This window comes from Uliginosibacterium paludis, from assembly GCF_039631355.1.
Taxonomy (GTDB): Bacteria; Pseudomonadota; Gammaproteobacteria; order Burkholderiales; family Rhodocyclaceae; genus Uliginosibacterium; species Uliginosibacterium paludis.
The window spans coordinates 117,167-133,159 of sequence record NZ_JBDIVF010000007.1 but is presented as its reverse complement, the minus strand read 5'-3'; the positions used below and the strand labels follow the sequence as shown (position 1 = coordinate 133,159).

The window sequence follows — 15,993 nt, the reverse complement described above, 5'->3', positions numbered from 1 at the left end:
GGAGCAGCCTCAGCCTTCAGGCAGGCTGTCCTGCTCCTCCGCGGCTTTCTTCTCGCGCTGGCGATCGGTCTTGCTGACGCGTTCGGTACGTGAAGCTTCGTCGATGCCGGCCTCGTCATCCCTCGACTCGTCGTCCATCATGCCGCCCCGGCCGGCACCGTCCGCCTGATCCGCTTCGTCCGCTTCATCCACATCGTCGGCGTCATCGACCTCCTCGCCGTCTTCGGGCTGATCGGGCAGGTGCTCGGCCATCAGATCCACGCGGCGGCGCTCCATCTCCTGCTGCATCGACTGCCAGTCGTACTTCGCCCGCTGCATCTGCGGAAAGATCTCGCTCTCTTCCTCGCGGATGTGGTGCTTCACATATTCGCCCAGCACGCGGAAGGTGGCGACGAACTTGTCGTCCTCCGGCCCCATGTCAGTCAACTGGTCGATGAGGCGCCTGGCGCTCATGTGTTCGACCTCGGCTTCGTCCACCAGGTCCTCTTCCTTGAGCACTTCGTGCAGGGCGGGATAGAGCAGCTCCTCTTCGAGCGCGGTGTGTACGCGCAGCTCGCCGCAGGTCCGTGTCACGACGGCCTGGCATTCGTCGGCGTCTTCCTGTGGATCCAGTTTCTCGAAATCACGGAAGGCTTTCTTCGCCCGTTTGTGGTCCTCCCGGAGCAGATCGATGATCGCGGTGCGGGCGGTGGACGCGGCCCGGCTGGTGCTGCGGGAGCTGGATGGGGTGGCGGTACTGCTGGTGCGCGAGCTGGGCATGATTCTCTCCAATCGGGAAGTGTGAGCAGGGACGGCTGCGGCAGTCCGGCGGACCCCGCAGCCCCTCGCACGCGGCAAACGACGTGCCGGCACCTGAAGCGCAGCACGCTTCAAAAACGCTTTGCTGAGGACGCGGGGCGACCGCCGGCACCAGTCCGGGGACCGTGGCAGAAGCCTGGCCGAGCGGTAAGGCTTGCGGCAAGAAAGGTCAGCGTGCGAGGCGGGCGCGACTGAAAAGCCTTCCGGCTCAGTGGCTTGCATCAATGGCATGGAACCTGCCTGAAAGCACGACGAAGCCTGTCCCGCGAACAAATGCCGCCCGGACCTGACAGGTTTCCCGCCCGCAGCCAGCGGCGCCACGAAAAGACCAGGAGAGCCTCCCCAATGAACGCATTAGTCCTGAACATGGGCCAGCACACGCAGCAGACGCTGTCGCCCCGCATGCAGCACGCAGTCCGATTGCTCCAGATGTCCTCGATGGACTACTCGCACCAGATTTATGACACCGTGGCCAACAACCCGTTTCTCGACATCGACGAAAGCGAAGCAGGCCAGGCTGCCGAAGCCGGAGAGAGCCCGCTCTCCAGCGTGCTGGCCGCGGCCGAGGCCGCGAGCCAGCAGGAAGTGGCCGAGCTGCCCGGCGCCACGGTGCGCGACGGCTCGGAACAGACAGAAAATGACCATGACATCTGGCGGGCAGACGACCCGACCGGTGCGCCGCGCAGCAACGACGGCCCGCGCACGAGCGCCATCGATCTGCAGCGTGAGGAAGAATCGCTGGTCGATCATCTGTGCACGCAGATCAGCGTCATGCCGCTTTCCGCGCGCGACCGGGCGATTGCCGCCAGTCTGATCGGCTCGCTGGATGAGGATGGCTACCTGCGCACGCCGCTCGAAGAGATCGCTGTCATCAGCGCTCTGAAACCCAGGCCCAGTCGGGAGGAAATGCACATCGGGCTCTCCCGCATCCAGGCGCTCGACCCGGCCGGCGTGGGCGCCCGCGACGTACGCGAATGCCTGCTGCTGCAGGCCACCGATATCGTGTGTCCGGAGCGCCAGGCACTCGCCCGCACGATCATCCACCAGCATCTGGACCTGCTCGCAGCCAACGATCTCAATGGCCTCACCCGTGCGCTGGACTGCTCCGCTGCAGACCTGCAGCCGGTGCTCGACTGCATCCGCCGGCTCAAGCCGCGGCCCGGCTCGCGCTTCAGCACCCAGCAGGCGCAATACGTGATTCCGGATGTGGTGGTGCGCAAGTCGCGGGGCCAGTGGACGACCCATCTCAATCCCGCTGTCATTCCGCGTGTGCGCGTCTATCAGAGCTGTGTCGACATGTTCCGCCGCCATCACACCGGTCAGAACCCCGAGCTTGCAGCGCATCTGCAGGAAGCACAATGGACGGTGAACAACATTGAACAGCGCTTCTCCACCATCCTGAGCATTGCGGAAGCCATCGTGCGGCATCAGGCGCTGTTTCTCGAATACGGCCCGCTCGCGATGAAGCCCCTGGGATTGCGCGAGATCGCGGAGGAAGCCGGCGTGCATGAATCGACCGTGTCACGCGTGACCAACAACAAGTACATGGCGACGCCGCAGGGCGTGTTCGAGCTCAAGCATTTCTTCTCGCGCTCGCTGGCCACCGCCGTGGGCGGCGAATGCTCGGCTACTTCGATCCGTCGCCTGATCCAGGAATTGATCGCCTCGGAGAACACGCGCGCACCGCTCTCGGATGCCGCAATCGGCCGGCTGCTGGCCCGCCAGGGCTTCGTGCTGGCCCGCCGCACCGTCACCAAGTATCGCCAGGCCTTGCGCATCGAGCCCTTCGAGCGGCGTCGCACGCTGGCCTGAGGTTCTGCACGCGTCGGCCAGCCGGCGCGTGCAGAAACGGTGTGGCGCTTTGCCGGTTGGCCCCGGCAAAGCGCCATTTGCTGCTTACTTGCCCTTGGAGCCTGCGCCGCTGCTGGGCGAGCTGCCCGACGACCGGCCGGAATGGCTGTCGCTTTCAGTCAGGGCCTGATCTGCGGAGGAAGACGAGGCACCGGAGAGCGAACTCGTGCCCGAGCTGCTGCCGCTGCCAGTCGAGCCGGAGGAGCTGCCCGACATGCCGGACGAACTGCCGCTGCCGGACTTGCTGCCGCCCGACGCGCTGCCCACCGAGCTCTCGGTCGCCATGTGCGGGTCCGAGCTGGTGGCCATGCCGCCCTGATCCTGACTGCCGCTTCCGCTGCCCGAGCCCGTGCTGCGCTTGCTGCGCCATGAGCCGAACTCGTCGGAGAACTTCTGGTAGCGGTCCTGCTTCCAGGAGCGGTAGTCGTCATCCAGGCTGCGGATCTGTTCGCTGCGCCACTGGTGGTAATCCGGGTCGAACTGCTCATGCTGCGAGCCCTGATGCTGGCCACCGCCACTCCAGCCGGAACTCCGCTGCGAGTCGTCCTGCTGGATGCCGCTCAAGCCGATGCGGTCGCCAAAGCTGCCATTCTCGCCCTGGCGCGCGAAGCCGCGCTGCGAATCATGAGAACCGCCGCCGAAGCCGCTCTGTCCGCCGTATCCGCCCTGGCTGCCATAGCCACCATAGCCACCCTGACTGCCGTAGCTGCCCTGGCCGAAACGGCCCGAGTCCTGGTCGGGATAGCCACGTGTCATGCCGTAGTAGTCTTCCCGGGAACGTCCGCCGCGACCATAGTCATCATTGCCGCGGTAGCCGGAAGAACGACCTGCACCCTGACCGCCAAAGCCGCCCTGGCTGCCACCGTAGCCACCCTGGCTGCCGTAGTCTCCCTGGCCACCGTAACTGCCACGGTTGCCATAATCGCCTTGGCTGCTGTAGTCACCCGAGGGATAGCGGGACTGCTCGTATTCGCCCGAGTGGCCGTAGCTGCCCTGCTGGCGGCTGTTTTCCCACTGCTGCACCGGATTGCCTCCAACCGAGCCGGGATACTGCTGGCCCAGGCCCTGCTGCGATCCGCCCGGATAGTTGCGGTTGCCCTGCCCCGAAAAATCCTGCTGGCCGTAGTAGTCACCCTGGCCACCGCGGCCGGATTGCTGGCCGCCCTGACCGTAGCCTACCCGGCCCTGTCCCTCCTCATTGCCGGACGATTGCTGCGAATAGTCGTTCGAACCTCGTCGTTGCTGATTGCCATAGTCTTGGTGATTCATGTCCTGTCCTTTCGTGTTGGATCCCGAAAGCCGGTCTTCCTGAAACAATCGCGGAGCGCTCCGGCCGGCGATGGCGCTCCGCACAGGACGCGGCAAGTGCCGTTCCCGTGAGCGCAGCGCCGGGCGGCATACATGAAAGCGCGGATGACCGCCGGCAGGCGGAATGGTCTATATGGAGAGGATCAGAGAACCGGAGAGGGGACACGAACGATGCGTTGGTTGGAAGGCTTCCTGTTCGGCGACGCCCGCTTTCCCGAAAGCGAGGAATACGCCGCATTCCAGTTCCGGCTCCTGTGCATCGTTATGCTGAGCGGTGCGCTGGTCACCGCGCTGCTGCTTCTGGGCGTGGCCAGCGGCAGCAATCCCATCGATTCGCGGCATGTCGTGTCGATGGAGGTGTTCACCACTTCGAGTGCCCTGCTCTGGTTCGCACTGCGCGGCAAACCCCGGCGCTTCATGCCGATGGCATGGTGCTACGAAATCCTCTGTCTTGCCGAATATGGATCGGCACTGTACTTCGTGTCGGAAGACGAGATGCGCGTCATCTGGTTCTTCACCAACATCCCGGGCGTCTACATCCTGCTCGGGCAGCGGGCCGGGGCGGTCGTCACGCTGCTGAGTGTTACCGGCCTTGCACTGGGCAACAGCTCGCTGCCCCGCCCCTATTCGCCAAACGCCATGGCGACCCTGCTCGCCGCCATGCTCTACATCGGCGCCTTCTTCCATGTGTATGGCGCGCGCTCGCTGTCCTACTTCGTGAGGCTGCAGGGCTCGAACCGGCAACTGCGTCATCTGGCCATGCACGACCCGCTGACCGGGCTGCTCAACGCGCGGGCCTACTACGAAGGCTGTGACCAGATGATCCATCTGGCCAGCCGCAACCGCACCCCCTATTCGGTCATGTTTGTCGATCTGGATCACTTCAAGCAGATCAACGATCGCTGCGGTCACGAGGCGGGGGATCTGGTCCTCAAGGCGGTCGCGAACCGGCTGCGCAGCACCGTGCGCCAGAGCGATCTCGTCGGCCGCGTGGGCGGCGAGGAATTCTCGGTCTTCCTGCCCCACACCGATCTGACCGGTGCGCTGAACCTCGCCGAGGCGATTCGCGCCGATATCGAAGCCCTCGGCGTGGACACCCCGCACGGCAGGCTGCAGGTCACCGCCAGCATCGGCGTTGCCCGCAACCAGCACAGCGAGCAATCCATGGCCGACATCCAGCGCCTTGCCGACCAGGCGATGTATGACGCCAAGAAAAACGGCCGCAACCGGGTTTCACAGGTCGAGCCTTCCAGCCCGATCCGCGAAGGCTGAGCGAACGGCCGATCGCCCCGGGTGGCTAGATTCCGGCAGCGATGTCGCCTGCCGGCCCGGATGCCGTTGGCAGACGCCGGTCTGCCCGCCACAGCGCCGCGAAGTCGTCCGCCGGCAAGGGCCGGGCGAACAGGTAGCCCTGGATTTCATCGCAGCCCTGCATGCGCAGGCAGTCGAGCTGAAGCGGCGTTTCGACGCCCTCGCCAATCACCTTGAGGTCGAGCCGGTGCGCGAGGTCGATGATGGCCGCCGCAATCACCGCCGCTCCCTGGTCGCTGCCGAGATCCCGCACGAAAGACTGGTCGATCTTGAGCGCGTCGATCGGGAAACGCTGCAGGTAGCCGAAGCTGGAATAGCCTGTTCCGAAATCATCGAGCGAGAGCTGCACGCCGATCTGCTTGAGTGCCTGCAGGATGGCGATGGTGCGCTGCGGGTCATCCATCAGCATGCTTTCGGTGAGCTCCAGCTCCAGGCAGCGCGCGTCGAGCCCGTACCGGGTCAGCGCGGCACGCACCACCGCCGGCAGGTCACCGGCATGGAACTGGAGTGCCGACACATTGAGCGCAACGCGGCAATCCGATATGCCTTCATCATGCCAGGCACGCAACTGCCGGCAGCACGCCTCGATCACCCAGCTGCCGATCGGCACAATCAACCCGGTGGACTCGGCCAGCGGAATGAACTGGCCCGGCGGCACCAGCCGGCCGTCTGCCTGACGCCAGCGGATCAGGGCCTCCGCACCGCGGATGCGCCCGCTGCGCAAATCCACCTTGGCCTGGTAGTGAAGCTCGAATTCACGCCGCTCAAGGGCCCTGCGCAGGGCCGCATCGAGTGCGAGCCGGCGCAGCGCCTCGGCATTCATCGCCGCGGCATAGAAACAGAACCGGTTGCGCCCCTGCGCCTTGGCCTGATGGAGCGCTGCGTCGGCGTTGCGCAGCAGATCATTCGGGTTCGCTGCGTCATCCGGATAGATGCTGATCCCGATGCTCGCCCCCACATAGAGTTCGGCCCCGCCCGCGAGACGGAAGGGTTCGGCCAGCGTCGCAAGCGTTGCCTGCGCCGCTTCGGCCGCCGCCTCGGGGCGCTCGATGGCCTCCAGGATCAGCAGGAACTCGTCGCCGCCCAGACGGCCCAGGCTGCCCTCGCTGCGCATCCTCTGGCGCAGCCGTGCGGACACCTCGACAAGCAGCTGGTCGCCCGCCTGATGCCCGAGGCTGTCGTTGACGGTCTGGAAGCGGTCGAGATTGATGAAGAGCACGGCCACCCGGCGATGGGCATGCGCGGCCTGCGTCAGCGAATGCTCGAGGCGGGACTGCAGCAGGAGTCGGTTGGGCAATTCGGTGAGCGGATCGTAGTGCGCCAGATGCGCCAGGCGCTCCTCGCTGCGCCGCTGCTGGCTGATGTCCGTCATCAGCGCGACATAGCGGCTCGCAAGGCCCTGCGCATCGGGCACGGCCGAGATCGTCATCCAGGAGGGATAGGCTTCGCCGTTCCGGCGCCGGTTCCAGATTTCGCCCTGCCATTGCCCGGTGCGCTCGAGGCTGGCCCACAGCTCCTGGAAAAACTCCGGCCCGTGGCGGTCGGAGCGCAACAGGCTCACCGCGAGCCCGCGCACGTCTTCCGCCGCGTGACCGGTGATGTCGCTGAAGGCCTGATTGACGGCCAGGATCATGCCGGCCGGATCGGTGATGATCACCGCTTCGCGCGCACAGTCGAACACCGTCGCGGCCTGACGCAGATGCTCCTCGGCCTGCCGGGTGTCAGTGATGTCGCTGGTGATGCCCACATAGCATCCCGCCAGCCCCTGCGGCGTGGCAACCGGATGGCCGCGTTCGCGCACCCAGCGGCAGCTGCCGTCGGGCCGCATGACGCGGTATTCCAGCTCGAAGGGCTGCCCGGCCTGCATGGCCGCCTGCTTGGCCTGCCGGACCCGCTCGCGATCGCGCTCGTCGAGCGACTGCAGCTTGAGCGCCGGGTCTTCGTACAGTTCAGCGCAGGGACGCTGCCAGATCGTTTCATAGGCCGGGCTGACATAGGCATAGCGGCGCGGCGAAGGCTCGATCAGCCAGATGACCTCCGGGATCGTTGCCGCGATCAGGCGGAACCGCTCCTCGCTCTCAAGCAGCGCCTGCTCGGCCGCCTTGCGCGCGCCGATGTCCTCGAGCACCGAGATGAAGTACTCGGCGGCTCCGTCCGGGCTGCGCACCAGCGCCACGGTGAGCTTGACCCAGACCACCTGGCCGCTGCGCGAGAGATAGCGTTTTTCAAGCTCGTAACTCGCCAGATCACCGGCGAGCACCTTGCCGACCAGCCCGATATCGAGATCCAGATCATCGGGGTGGGTAATGTCCTGGAAGCTCAGCTTGAGCAGCTCGTCATAGCTGTAACCGAGGATCTCGCAGAGCTTGCGGTTCACGCGCATCCAGCGTCCGTCCGGGGCCACATGCGCGATGCCGACTGCCGCCTGCTCGAAGGTGGCGCGGAAGCGCTCTTCCAGGCTGTGCAGCTGGCGCCCCACCCGCTGCCGCTCGTTGAGCTGGCTGGCAATGCGGGCCAGCAGCTCGTCCACCGTGAAGGGTTTCTGGATGTAGTCCTGCACGCCATGGCGCAGCAGCGTGGCGCGCAGGCCGTCATCGGCCTTGGCGGTCAGCATGATCACCGGCGTGGCATCGAGGTCCGGATGCTGGCGAAGGATCTCGACCAGACGATCGCCGCTCATGCCCGGCATCATGACATCCGAGAGAATCAGCGCCGGTCTCAGATCGAGCGCCAGGCGGAGCCCGGTGTGACCGTCAAAGGCATTCGCCACCCGATAGCGCGTGGCCAGCGCGGCACTGATGAAGGCGTTCATGTCCGGGTTGTCTTCAACCACCAGCACAAGCGGCGCGTCGCTGTCCGCAACCTTGGGGGTCTCGTGCAGCACCACCCGTTCGGCCACACCGTCGCGCCTGTCTGCCAGCGCTGACTCCGGGTTCTGCAGGCTGCCGACCGGCGTGCCGGGTGGCGCCAGCATCGGCAGGCGCACCACGAAGCCAGCCCCGCCCTCCGGCGCACGGCTGACGGTCACCGAGCCGCGCTGCAGGGAGACGAATTCGCGCACGATGGAGAGTCCCAGCCCGGTTCCCCCGACACGCCGCTCGGCGCTGTCATCGACCTGGCGGAAACGCTCGAACACCGTCTCGTACATGGCTTCCGGAATCCCCGGGCCGCTGTCACGGACCTCCAGCACGACGTCATTGCCTTCGCTTCGCAGGCAGAGCATGACCACGCCGCCATCAGGCACGAACTTGAAGGCATTCGACAACAGGTTCAGCAACACCCGCTCGCACTTCTGGGCATCGGCTTCGACCATCAGCTGCGCAGGGCATTCGAGCGGGTAACGGATAGCGCGGTCGGCCGCGACCGTGTCGAAATTCGAGGCGAAGACGCGCACCATGCCCGCCAGGTCGAACGCCACATAGTGGACGCTCATGTGGCCGGCATCGAGCTTGGCGAGGTCCAGCAGATTGTCGACCTGCCGGTGCAGCAGGCGTGCGTTGCGCTGCACCACCTGCAGGCTGCGCCGCTCCGCCGCGTCGAGATGCGGAGAATCGATGAGCTGGCTCAGCGGCCCGAGGATCAGCGTCAGCGGCGTCCGCAACTCATGGCTCACATTGGCGAAGAAACGGGTCTTCAGCTCATCGAGCTCACGGGTCTTGTGATAGAGGCGATCAAGCTCCTCATTGGCACTCTTGAGCCGCGCACTGGCTTCCGCCACCTCGCGGGCGCGCGCGAACACTTCGGTTTCCATGCGCAGCGCCTGCTGGCGCAGGGTGTCGTTGAGCCGGCTCTCCTCGATGCCCTGCTGCTTGAGGCGCACGAACTCGGTCACATCCTCGACGCGATGGATGATGTAGGCCAGCTTGCCGTCCGCGCCCATGACAGGCGAATTGAGCGGGCTCCAGTAGCGGGTTTCGAAGCCGCCGCCCTCTTCAGCCGGCTTCCGGATGTCGTACTTCTGCACCGACATCGCGTCGGCCTGGCCGGTTTGCAGCACGCGGGCGAGCGACACCCGCAGGTTTCTCACCCCTTCGGCCTCAGGGTCATCGGGATTATCGGGAAACACCTCGAACATCGCCTTGCCGAGGATGTCCGCCGGCCGTGTCATGGTGGCGCGCGCATACGCCTGATTCACGGCCACGATCTGCAGTTGCGGATCGAGCACCAGATAAAGTCCCGGTGCGGCGTCGAAGAGGCGCTGGTATTCGGGTGGGCTGCTCAGGGCGTTTCCGGGCTGCACGACATTCGTCATTTCCAGACCTTTGCGTCAACACGCACACGGCAGGCGCAAACCGTCTTGCCGGAGCGGAAGCACGATGGATCGCGGCGGCGGTCAAGAGCGCATGGACAGCGTGCCGCAATCCCCTCCAAGAACAAGCCACGCCAGAGGCGGCTGCGCGCAAACCCGCAGCGGCAGGCGGGCAGCCAGCGTCTTTCCTGGCCATGCCGACCCGCCCTCTGGCAGTCCTGTCTTACCCGTGCCCCACGCCGGTACCGGATGCAGCGGGCATGATTTTCGCAGGTCTGTTCGCCCGCATGCCTGTGCGGATCGCCACAGCGATCGGCCAGGTTTTTCCGGAAACCATGCCCTCCGGCATCTGGAATCATCGGAAAATTTTTTCCAGGCTGAAAGCAAATATTTTTATCCGTTGCTGTTCACGCAACAGCACGGGCCCGGATCAGGCCGGCCCGGCACACCGCCTACTTCTCGACAAACGCCCGCTCGATCACGTAGTCCCCCGGCGCGCCGATGTTGGGCGACACCTTGAAGCCGCGCGCATCCAGCATGTCGGAGAGCTCCTGCAGCATGGCCGGGCTGCCGCACAGCATCGCGCGGTCGTGCGCGGCATCGAGTGGCGGCAGGCCCAGGTCGCTGCAGAGCTTGCCGTTCTCGATCAGGGTGGTGAGCCGGCCCTGGTTGCGGAAGGCTTCGCGCGTCACGGTCGGGTAATACAGCAGTTTGTCGCGCACATAGTCGCCGAGGAATTCATGCTCCGGCAGCTCGCGCTCGATCATGTCTGCATAGGCCAGCTCGCTCACCGAGCGCACGCCGTGGGTCACGACGACCTTGTCGAAACGCTCGTAGGTTTCCGGATCCTTGATGATCGAGAGGAAGGGCGCGAGCCCGGTGCCGGTGCTGAGCAGGAACAGGTGCCGGCCCGGATTCAGGTCGTCGATGATCAAGGTGCCGGTGGGCTTGCGGCTCACGAAGATCTCGTCGCCGGGCTTGAGATGCTGCAGACGCGAGGTTAGCGGGCCGTTGGGCACCTTGATGCTGAAGAACTCCAGATGCTCTTCATGGTTGGCGCTGGCGATGCTGTAGGCACGCAGCAGCGGGCGGCTCTCGCCCTGCAGGCCGATCATCACGAACTGGCCGTTGGCAAAGCGCAGGCCCGGGTCGCGGGTGGTCCTGAAGCTGAACAGGGTGTCGTTCCAGTGATGAACGTCGGTCACGGTTTCGGTGGCAAGCGTGCTCACGATTCAGACCTTGGCGGAGAGTTGCTGTTGCAGGGCCGGAACGGCCTCGAAGATATCGGCGACCAGCGCGTAGTCGGCGAGCTGCATGATGGGCGCATCAGGATCCTGGTTGATGGCCACGATCACGCGGCTGTCCTTGATGCCGGCGGTGTGCTGCACGGCGCCGGAAATGCCGACGGCGACATACAGATCGGGCGCGACGACCGTGCCGGTCTGGCCGATCTGCCATTCATTCGGCGCATAGCCGGCATCGACCGCAGCGCGCGTGGCGCCCAGCGCCGCACCGAGCTGGTCGGCAAGCGGTTCGAGCAGCGCATTGAACTGAGCCTCGCTGCCCAGCGAACGGCCACCAGACACCACCACGCGGGCGCTGGCAAGCTCGGGGCGTTCGCCGCCTGCGCTGTGCCGGCCGGTGACGCGTGAGCGGCCATCCGCAGCAGGCGCCTCGATACGCTGCACGTCGGCTGCTCCATCAAGCTCGGCCGGCGCAAAGCGCGAACCGCGAACCGTCAGCACTTGTAAGCCCGGCGTGTTTTCAACGGTGGCCAGCAGATTGCCGGCGTAGATGGGGCGCTGATACGTCGCGGGCCCCAGCAGGGCCACCGCCTCGCTGATCATGCCCACACCACGGCGGGCGGCCAGCCGCGGCAGCGCATTGCGCGCCAGGCTGGTGTGCGCCGCGAGGATGACGCCGTACTGGTCGGCGAGGCTCTCGAGCAGCTTCGCCAGATCTTCCGCCGTGGGCTGGGCCAGATGGGTGGCATCGGCCTGCAGCACACGGCGCACGCCGGCGATGCGGGCATGGGCGGTGGCATCGGTGGCACCGAGCACCAGCAGGTCGACGGGTTGGCCCCAGTGTTGCGCGGCCGTGGTGGCCTGGCGCGTGGCGCGGGCGATGCCGCCCGCATAGATTTCGGCAATGACGAGCGTATTCATGCGATCACCTGTGCTTCATGACGGAGTTTTTCGAGCAGCTCGGCCACCGAGCCGACGCGCTGGCCGGCCGCGCGCGGCGCCGGCGTGTCGATGCGGGTGGCGCGCAGGCGTGGCGCGAGATCCAGACCGAGCGCGGCGCAGTCGAGCGACTCGATCGGCAGGCGCTTGGCCTTCATCAGATCCGGCAGCTTCACGAAGCGCGGCGCGTTCAGGCGCAGGTCGGCCGAGACCACCGCCGGCAGCTGCACTTCCAGCGCTTCGGTGCCGCCATCCACTTCACGGCGCAGTCTGAGCCCGCCGTTCTCCAGCGCCAGTGCCGACACCGCGATGGCCTGCGGCCAGTCCAGCAAGCCGGCCAGCATCTGCGCGGTCTGACCGGCATCTTCATCGATGGCCTGCTTGCCCAGCAGTACCAGAGCGGCCTCTTCACGCTGCGCCAGATGCTGCAGCAGGCGGGCAATGGCGAGCTGATCCAGCCCGGCCGGCGTCTGGCCCCAGATGGCGCGGGTGGCGCCCATGGCCAGCGCCTGGCGCAGGGAATCCTGCACGCTCGCGTCGCCGAAGGACACGGCGATGACCTCGCTGGCCAGGCCTTGCTCCTTGAGGCGTACGGCCTCTTCCAGCGCGTTCTCGTCGAAAGGATTGATGCTCATGCGCGCGCCGGCCAGTTCGACTGCGCTTTGATCGCTGTGCGGCCGGACCTGCACATTGGGATCCACGACGCGCTTGATGGATACGATGATTTTCATCTGGGATCTTCCTTCCGGGTGATGACTTGCAGGCCATTCTAGGGATCGATAAACTATCTACAAAGCGGATTGTGTTGAAGTAATTTATCTACAAAATAGATATACAAGGCAGCCATGAGATTCACCCTCAGACAACTCGAGATCTTCGTCGCGATCGCCCAGAGCGGCTCGGCCAGCCGGGCGGCGGAGCGACTTGCGCTGTCGCAATCAGCCACCAGCACGGCCTTGGCCGAGCTGGAGCGCGCCTATTCGCAGGTGCTCTTCGACCGTGTCGGCAAGACCCTGCGCCTCAACGACACCGGGCAGTGGCTGCTGGGGCGGGCCACCGAGCTGCTTGACCGCGCCCAGGAGCTGGAAGACACGCTCAGCACCCAGTCCGCCGTCGGCCCCTTGCGCCTGGGCGCCAGCCTGACCATCGGCAACTATCTCGCAACGCTGTTCGTGGCCGACTTTCTCAAACAGCACCCCGCTTCGCGCGTGCAGCTTGCCGTGCACAACTCCACCGACATCGTGGGTGCAGTGGCCCGCTTCGAGCTGGATCTGGGCCTGGTCGAAGGCGAAGTCCAGCATCCGGACGTGGTCGCCGAACCGTGGCTGCACGACGAACTGGTGGTCTTCGCCGCGCCCGATCATCCGCTCGCCGGCAAGACCCGCGTGAGTCGCGCCGAGCTGCTGGCCTGCGACTGGATCCTGCGCGAGCCCGGCTCCGGCACGCGTGCCACGCTGGATCACGCCTTCGGCAGCGAGCGCCAGCAGCTGCGCGTGCGCCTCGAGCTCGAACACACCGAGGCGATCAAGCGCGCGGTGGAAGCCGGCCTGGGCCTGGGCTGCATCTCGCGCCTGGCGCTGCGCGACGCCTTCCGCCGCGGCAGCCTGGTGCCGCTACCGGTGCAGGGGCTCGACCTCGGCCGCGCCTTCTATCTGGTGCGCCATCAGAACAAATATGTCACCGGCGGCCTCGCCACCCTGATCGAACACATCCGCGCCTTCACCGGCGATGCCACCTCCACTGACGACATCGCCCTCGCGCCCGTTGCCTGAGAAACACATCATGACCCGCGACCTCATCGAATATGACGTACTCATCATCGGCGCCGGCCCGGCCGGCCTCGCCGCCGCGATCCGCCTGCGCCAGCTGGCCGCCGAGAGCGGACGGGAAATCTCCGTCTGCGTACTTGAAAAAGGCGCCCAGATCGGCACCCACATCCTCTCCGGCGCGGTGATCGATCCGGTGGCGCTGGATGAACTCCTGCCGGACTGGCGTGAGCGCGGCGCGCCGCTGCAGACAGAGGTGACGCATGACGAAATGCTCTGGCTCACCGAAAGCCGGGCCATCGCCGCGCCGCACTGGAGCCTGCCACCGCAGCTCGACAATCGCGGCCTCTACACCGGCAGCCTGGGCGAACTGTGCCGCTGGCTCGGCGAACAGGCCGAGGCGCTGGGCGTGGAGCTCTATCCCGGCTTCTCGGCAGCCGCCCCATGCTTCGACGCACAGGGCGCGCTCACCGGCGTGATCACCGGTGACATGGGGATCAATGCAGCCGGCGAGCAATCCGCACGCTTCACGCCCGGCATCGAGATCCGCGCCCGCTACACCCTGGTGGCCGAAGGTGCCGGCGGCTCGCTGACGCGCGAACTGGAAGCGCATTACCGCCTGCGTGAAGGCGTGGGCGAAAGCCACTACGGTCTGGGCATCAAGGAAGTCTGGCGCATTCCGCGCGCACGTCACCGCGCCGGCACGGTGAATCACTTCCTCGGCTGGCCGCTGGGCCGCGCGGCCGGTGGCGGCGGCTTCCTCTACCACTATGGTGAGGACCTCGTCGCGCTCGGGCTGATTACCCATTTCGGCTATCGCGATCCGCAGCTCTCGCCCTTCGAGGAATTCCAGCGCTTCAAGACCCATCCGCGCATCGCCGCACTGCTCGAAGGCGGTGAGTGTCTGGGTTACGGCGCCCGCAGCATCAACGAAGGCGGGCTGCAGTCGCTGCCGCGCCTGGTCTTCCCCGGTGGAGCGCTGCTGGGCTGCGCAGCCGGCTTCCTGAACATGCTGCGCCTCAAGGGCACGCATACCGCGATGAAATCCGGCCTGCTCGCGGCCGAAGCAGTGGCTGCCGCACTCGGCGCCGGGCGCCGGCAGGATCTGCTCGACGACTACCCGATGGCGGTTGCCGCCTCCTGGATCGGCCGCGAACTGCGCGACACGCGCAACGTGAAACCACTGCTCTCGCGCTTCGGCAGCTTCCTCGGCGCGGCCCTCAGCGGCGCCGAAATGTGGCTGCTGGCCGCCGGCCTGCGCATGCCCTGGACGCTCGCGCATCCGGCGCCTGCGCGCAGCAGGATGGCACCAGCCAAGCCGGGATCACGGCGCCCGGCGCTGAAGCCGGATGGCCGCCTCACCTTCGATCGCAACAGCGCACTGATGCAGGCCAACATCAGTCATGACCACGATCAGCCCATCCATCTGGTGCGCCGCAACCAGCCGGCGGAAGAAGCGCGTCGCCTGCGCCGCTTCGGCGCGCCGGAAACCCGCTACTGCCCGGCCGGCGTGTACGAGCTCGATGGCGACACGGTGCGCATCAACAGCCAGAACTGCCTGCACTGCAAGGCCTGCGAGCTCAACGACCCCGAGCACAGCCTGCTCTGGCAAGCGCCTGAAGGCGGGAGCGGGCCGCAGTACGTCGGCATGTAGGCAAAACCGCCGAGCGGAGCCGATACCCGCGCTCAGAAAACCGGCAGGCCCTTCCTGAACGGCGGAATCGGATCGTTCAGCCAGCGCTGCTTCATCACCTGCAGCTCGCCGCTGCGGGTCAGGTGCTCGATGGTTTCGTCGGCGATTTTCTTCAGGACCGGGTTGTCACGCGGCAGCACACAGGCATAATCCGAGGCCGGTTCGCCGGCCGCGATGAAGCGGTAGCCCGTGACGGCCTCACCACTCTTCAGCAGCTCGCCGGCAAGCACCACCTCATCGCCGGCGAAGGCCTCGGCCTGCCCTTTCTTCAGGCTCAGCATGGCCGCGGTGTTGCTGCTCGCGATCAACAGCCGTCCGCTTGCTGCGTTCGTAAAGCTGGCTGTCAGCGTTTTCTGGGCCAGGCTGTTGGCCGTCACTACAATCCTGAGGGAATGAAGGTCTTTCAGGGCACGATCATGTGCTGCAGCAGCCACCAGGAATCCCTCACGGGTCTTGAAATAGGGCAGCGAAAAGGCCACCAGATTCTCGCGCTCGCGCGTGGGTGTGGTGGTCGCGCATTCGATGTCTATGGCATTGTTGGCGATCAGCGGAAAGCGCGTGCTGAGCGTGACGGGATTCCAGCGGATCGTCAGCGTGTCGAGCCCGAGCTCGTGCTGCACCGCTTGCGCGATGCGCTGGGTGAGGTCCACGCCAAAGCCGGTCGGGGCACCCTGATCGAGGTAGCTGAAGGGCACCGATTGCTCGCGGTAGGCCGCCACCAGCACCCGGGTTTCACGGATGCGGGCGAGCCGGTCGGTTTGCGCCAGCGCGCTGGATGAAAGCAGACACAGCAGCAGGAGCAGAACGGGTTTCATGATGATCCTTTCACGCTGT

11 protein-coding genes are annotated in these 15,993 nt (G+C 66.0%); 4 read left to right on the top strand and 7 right to left on the bottom strand.

Annotated features, from left to right (window positions below; translation table 11 throughout):
- Positions 1–9 precede the first annotated feature (9 nt).
- Positions 10–759 carry a hemerythrin domain-containing protein gene (locus ABDB87_RS15840; protein WP_345928820.1) on the bottom strand — a complete coding sequence of 250 codons (750 nt, stop codon included), beginning with the start codon at positions 757–759 and terminating at the stop codon, positions 10–12.
- A gap of 384 nt (positions 760–1,143) precedes the next feature.
- Here ABDB87_RS15840 and rpoN point away from each other — a divergent pair, with 384 nt between their 5' ends.
- On the top strand, positions 1,144–2,610 hold the full coding sequence (gene rpoN / locus ABDB87_RS15835; protein WP_345928818.1) for an RNA polymerase factor sigma-54: 1,467 nt from the start codon (positions 1,144–1,146) through the stop codon (positions 2,608–2,610).
- A gap of 84 nt (positions 2,611–2,694) precedes the next feature.
- Here rpoN and ABDB87_RS15830 read toward each other — a convergent pair whose 3' ends face one another.
- Positions 2,695–3,918, bottom strand: coding sequence for a hypothetical protein (locus ABDB87_RS15830; RefSeq protein WP_345928816.1), 1,224 nt, complete (start codon positions 3,916–3,918; stop codon positions 2,695–2,697).
- A gap of 210 nt (positions 3,919–4,128) precedes the next feature.
- Here ABDB87_RS15830 and ABDB87_RS15825 point away from each other — a divergent pair, with 210 nt between their 5' ends.
- Positions 4,129–5,229: a GGDEF domain-containing protein gene (locus tag ABDB87_RS15825; protein ID WP_345928813.1), complete on the top strand. Its 1,101-nt coding sequence runs from the start codon at positions 4,129–4,131 to the stop codon at positions 5,227–5,229.
- A 25-nt stretch (positions 5,230–5,254) separates the two neighbouring features.
- Here the strand turns inward: ABDB87_RS15825 and ABDB87_RS15820 are convergent, their stop codons facing one another.
- From ABDB87_RS15820 to ABDB87_RS15805, 4 genes are all read right to left on the bottom strand, one after another.
- Complete coding sequence (locus tag ABDB87_RS15820) at positions 5,255–9,520, bottom strand: EAL domain-containing protein (RefSeq protein ID WP_345928811.1); 4,266 nt, start codon at positions 9,518–9,520, stop codon at positions 5,255–5,257.
- Positions 9,521–9,969: 449 nt separating this feature from the next.
- Complete coding sequence (locus ABDB87_RS15815) at positions 9,970–10,746, bottom strand: ferredoxin--NADP reductase (RefSeq protein ID WP_345928809.1); 777 nt, start codon at positions 10,744–10,746, stop codon at positions 9,970–9,972.
- Between the two features lie 3 nt (positions 10,747–10,749).
- Positions 10,750–11,682 (bottom strand): electron transfer flavoprotein subunit alpha/FixB family protein, encoded by a 933-nt coding sequence (locus ABDB87_RS15810; protein ID WP_345928807.1) that lies wholly within the window; start codon positions 11,680–11,682, stop codon positions 10,750–10,752.
- Positions 11,679–12,431: an electron transfer flavoprotein subunit beta/FixA family protein gene (locus ABDB87_RS15805; protein WP_345928806.1), complete on the bottom strand. Its 753-nt coding sequence runs from the start codon at positions 12,429–12,431 to the stop codon at positions 11,679–11,681. Before ABDB87_RS15805 ends, ABDB87_RS15810 begins: the two co-directional genes overlap by 4 nt.
- A gap of 114 nt (positions 12,432–12,545) precedes the next feature.
- On the opposite strand from ABDB87_RS15805, the gene ABDB87_RS15800 reads away from it, so the two are divergent.
- Both ABDB87_RS15800 and ABDB87_RS15795 read left to right on the top strand, forming a co-directional pair.
- The gene (locus ABDB87_RS15800; protein ID WP_345928805.1) at positions 12,546–13,472 is read left to right on the top strand and encodes a LysR family transcriptional regulator; all 927 of its coding nucleotides are present in this window, start codon (positions 12,546–12,548) and stop codon (positions 13,470–13,472) included.
- A gap of 10 nt (positions 13,473–13,482) precedes the next feature.
- Complete coding sequence (locus ABDB87_RS15795; RefSeq protein WP_345928804.1) at positions 13,483–15,120, top strand: electron transfer flavoprotein-ubiquinone oxidoreductase; 1,638 nt, start codon at positions 13,483–13,485, stop codon at positions 15,118–15,120.
- Positions 15,121–15,152: 32 nt separating this feature from the next.
- Here ABDB87_RS15795 and ABDB87_RS15790 read toward each other — a convergent pair whose 3' ends face one another.
- Positions 15,153–15,974, bottom strand: coding sequence for an amino acid ABC transporter substrate-binding protein (locus tag ABDB87_RS15790; RefSeq protein ID WP_345928802.1), 822 nt, complete (start codon positions 15,972–15,974; stop codon positions 15,153–15,155).
- Positions 15,975–15,993: the final 19 nt, after the last annotated feature.

Bases quoted from the DNA above. Each gene is read 5' to 3' on its own strand.
- ABDB87_RS15805 (WP_345928806.1), bottom strand. From the start codon at position 12,431: ATGAAAATCATCGTATCCATCAAGCGCGTCGTGGATCCCAATGTGCAG.
- ABDB87_RS15825 (WP_345928813.1), top strand. From the start codon at position 4,129: ATGCGTTGGTTGGAAGGCTTCCTGTTCGGCGACGCCCGCTTTCCCGAA.
- ABDB87_RS15810 (WP_345928807.1), bottom strand. From the start codon at position 11,682: ATGAATACGCTCGTCATTGCCGAAATCTATGCGGGCGGCATCGCCCGC.
- ABDB87_RS15795 (WP_345928804.1), top strand. From the start codon at position 13,483: ATGACCCGCGACCTCATCGAATATGACGTACTCATCATCGGCGCCGGC.
- rpoN (WP_345928818.1), top strand. From the start codon at position 1,144: ATGAACGCATTAGTCCTGAACATGGGCCAGCACACGCAGCAGACGCTG.
- ABDB87_RS15840 (WP_345928820.1), bottom strand. From the start codon at position 759: ATGCCCAGCTCGCGCACCAGCAGTACCGCCACCCCATCCAGCTCCCGC.
- ABDB87_RS15820 (WP_345928811.1), bottom strand. From the start codon at position 9,520: ATGACGAATGTCGTGCAGCCCGGAAACGCCCTGAGCAGCCCACCCGAA.
- ABDB87_RS15800 (WP_345928805.1), top strand. From the start codon at position 12,546: ATGAGATTCACCCTCAGACAACTCGAGATCTTCGTCGCGATCGCCCAG.
- ABDB87_RS15830 (WP_345928816.1), bottom strand. From the start codon at position 3,918: ATGAATCACCAAGACTATGGCAATCAGCAACGACGAGGTTCGAACGAC.
- ABDB87_RS15790 (WP_345928802.1), bottom strand. From the start codon at position 15,974: ATGAAACCCGTTCTGCTCCTGCTGCTGTGTCTGCTTTCATCCAGCGCG.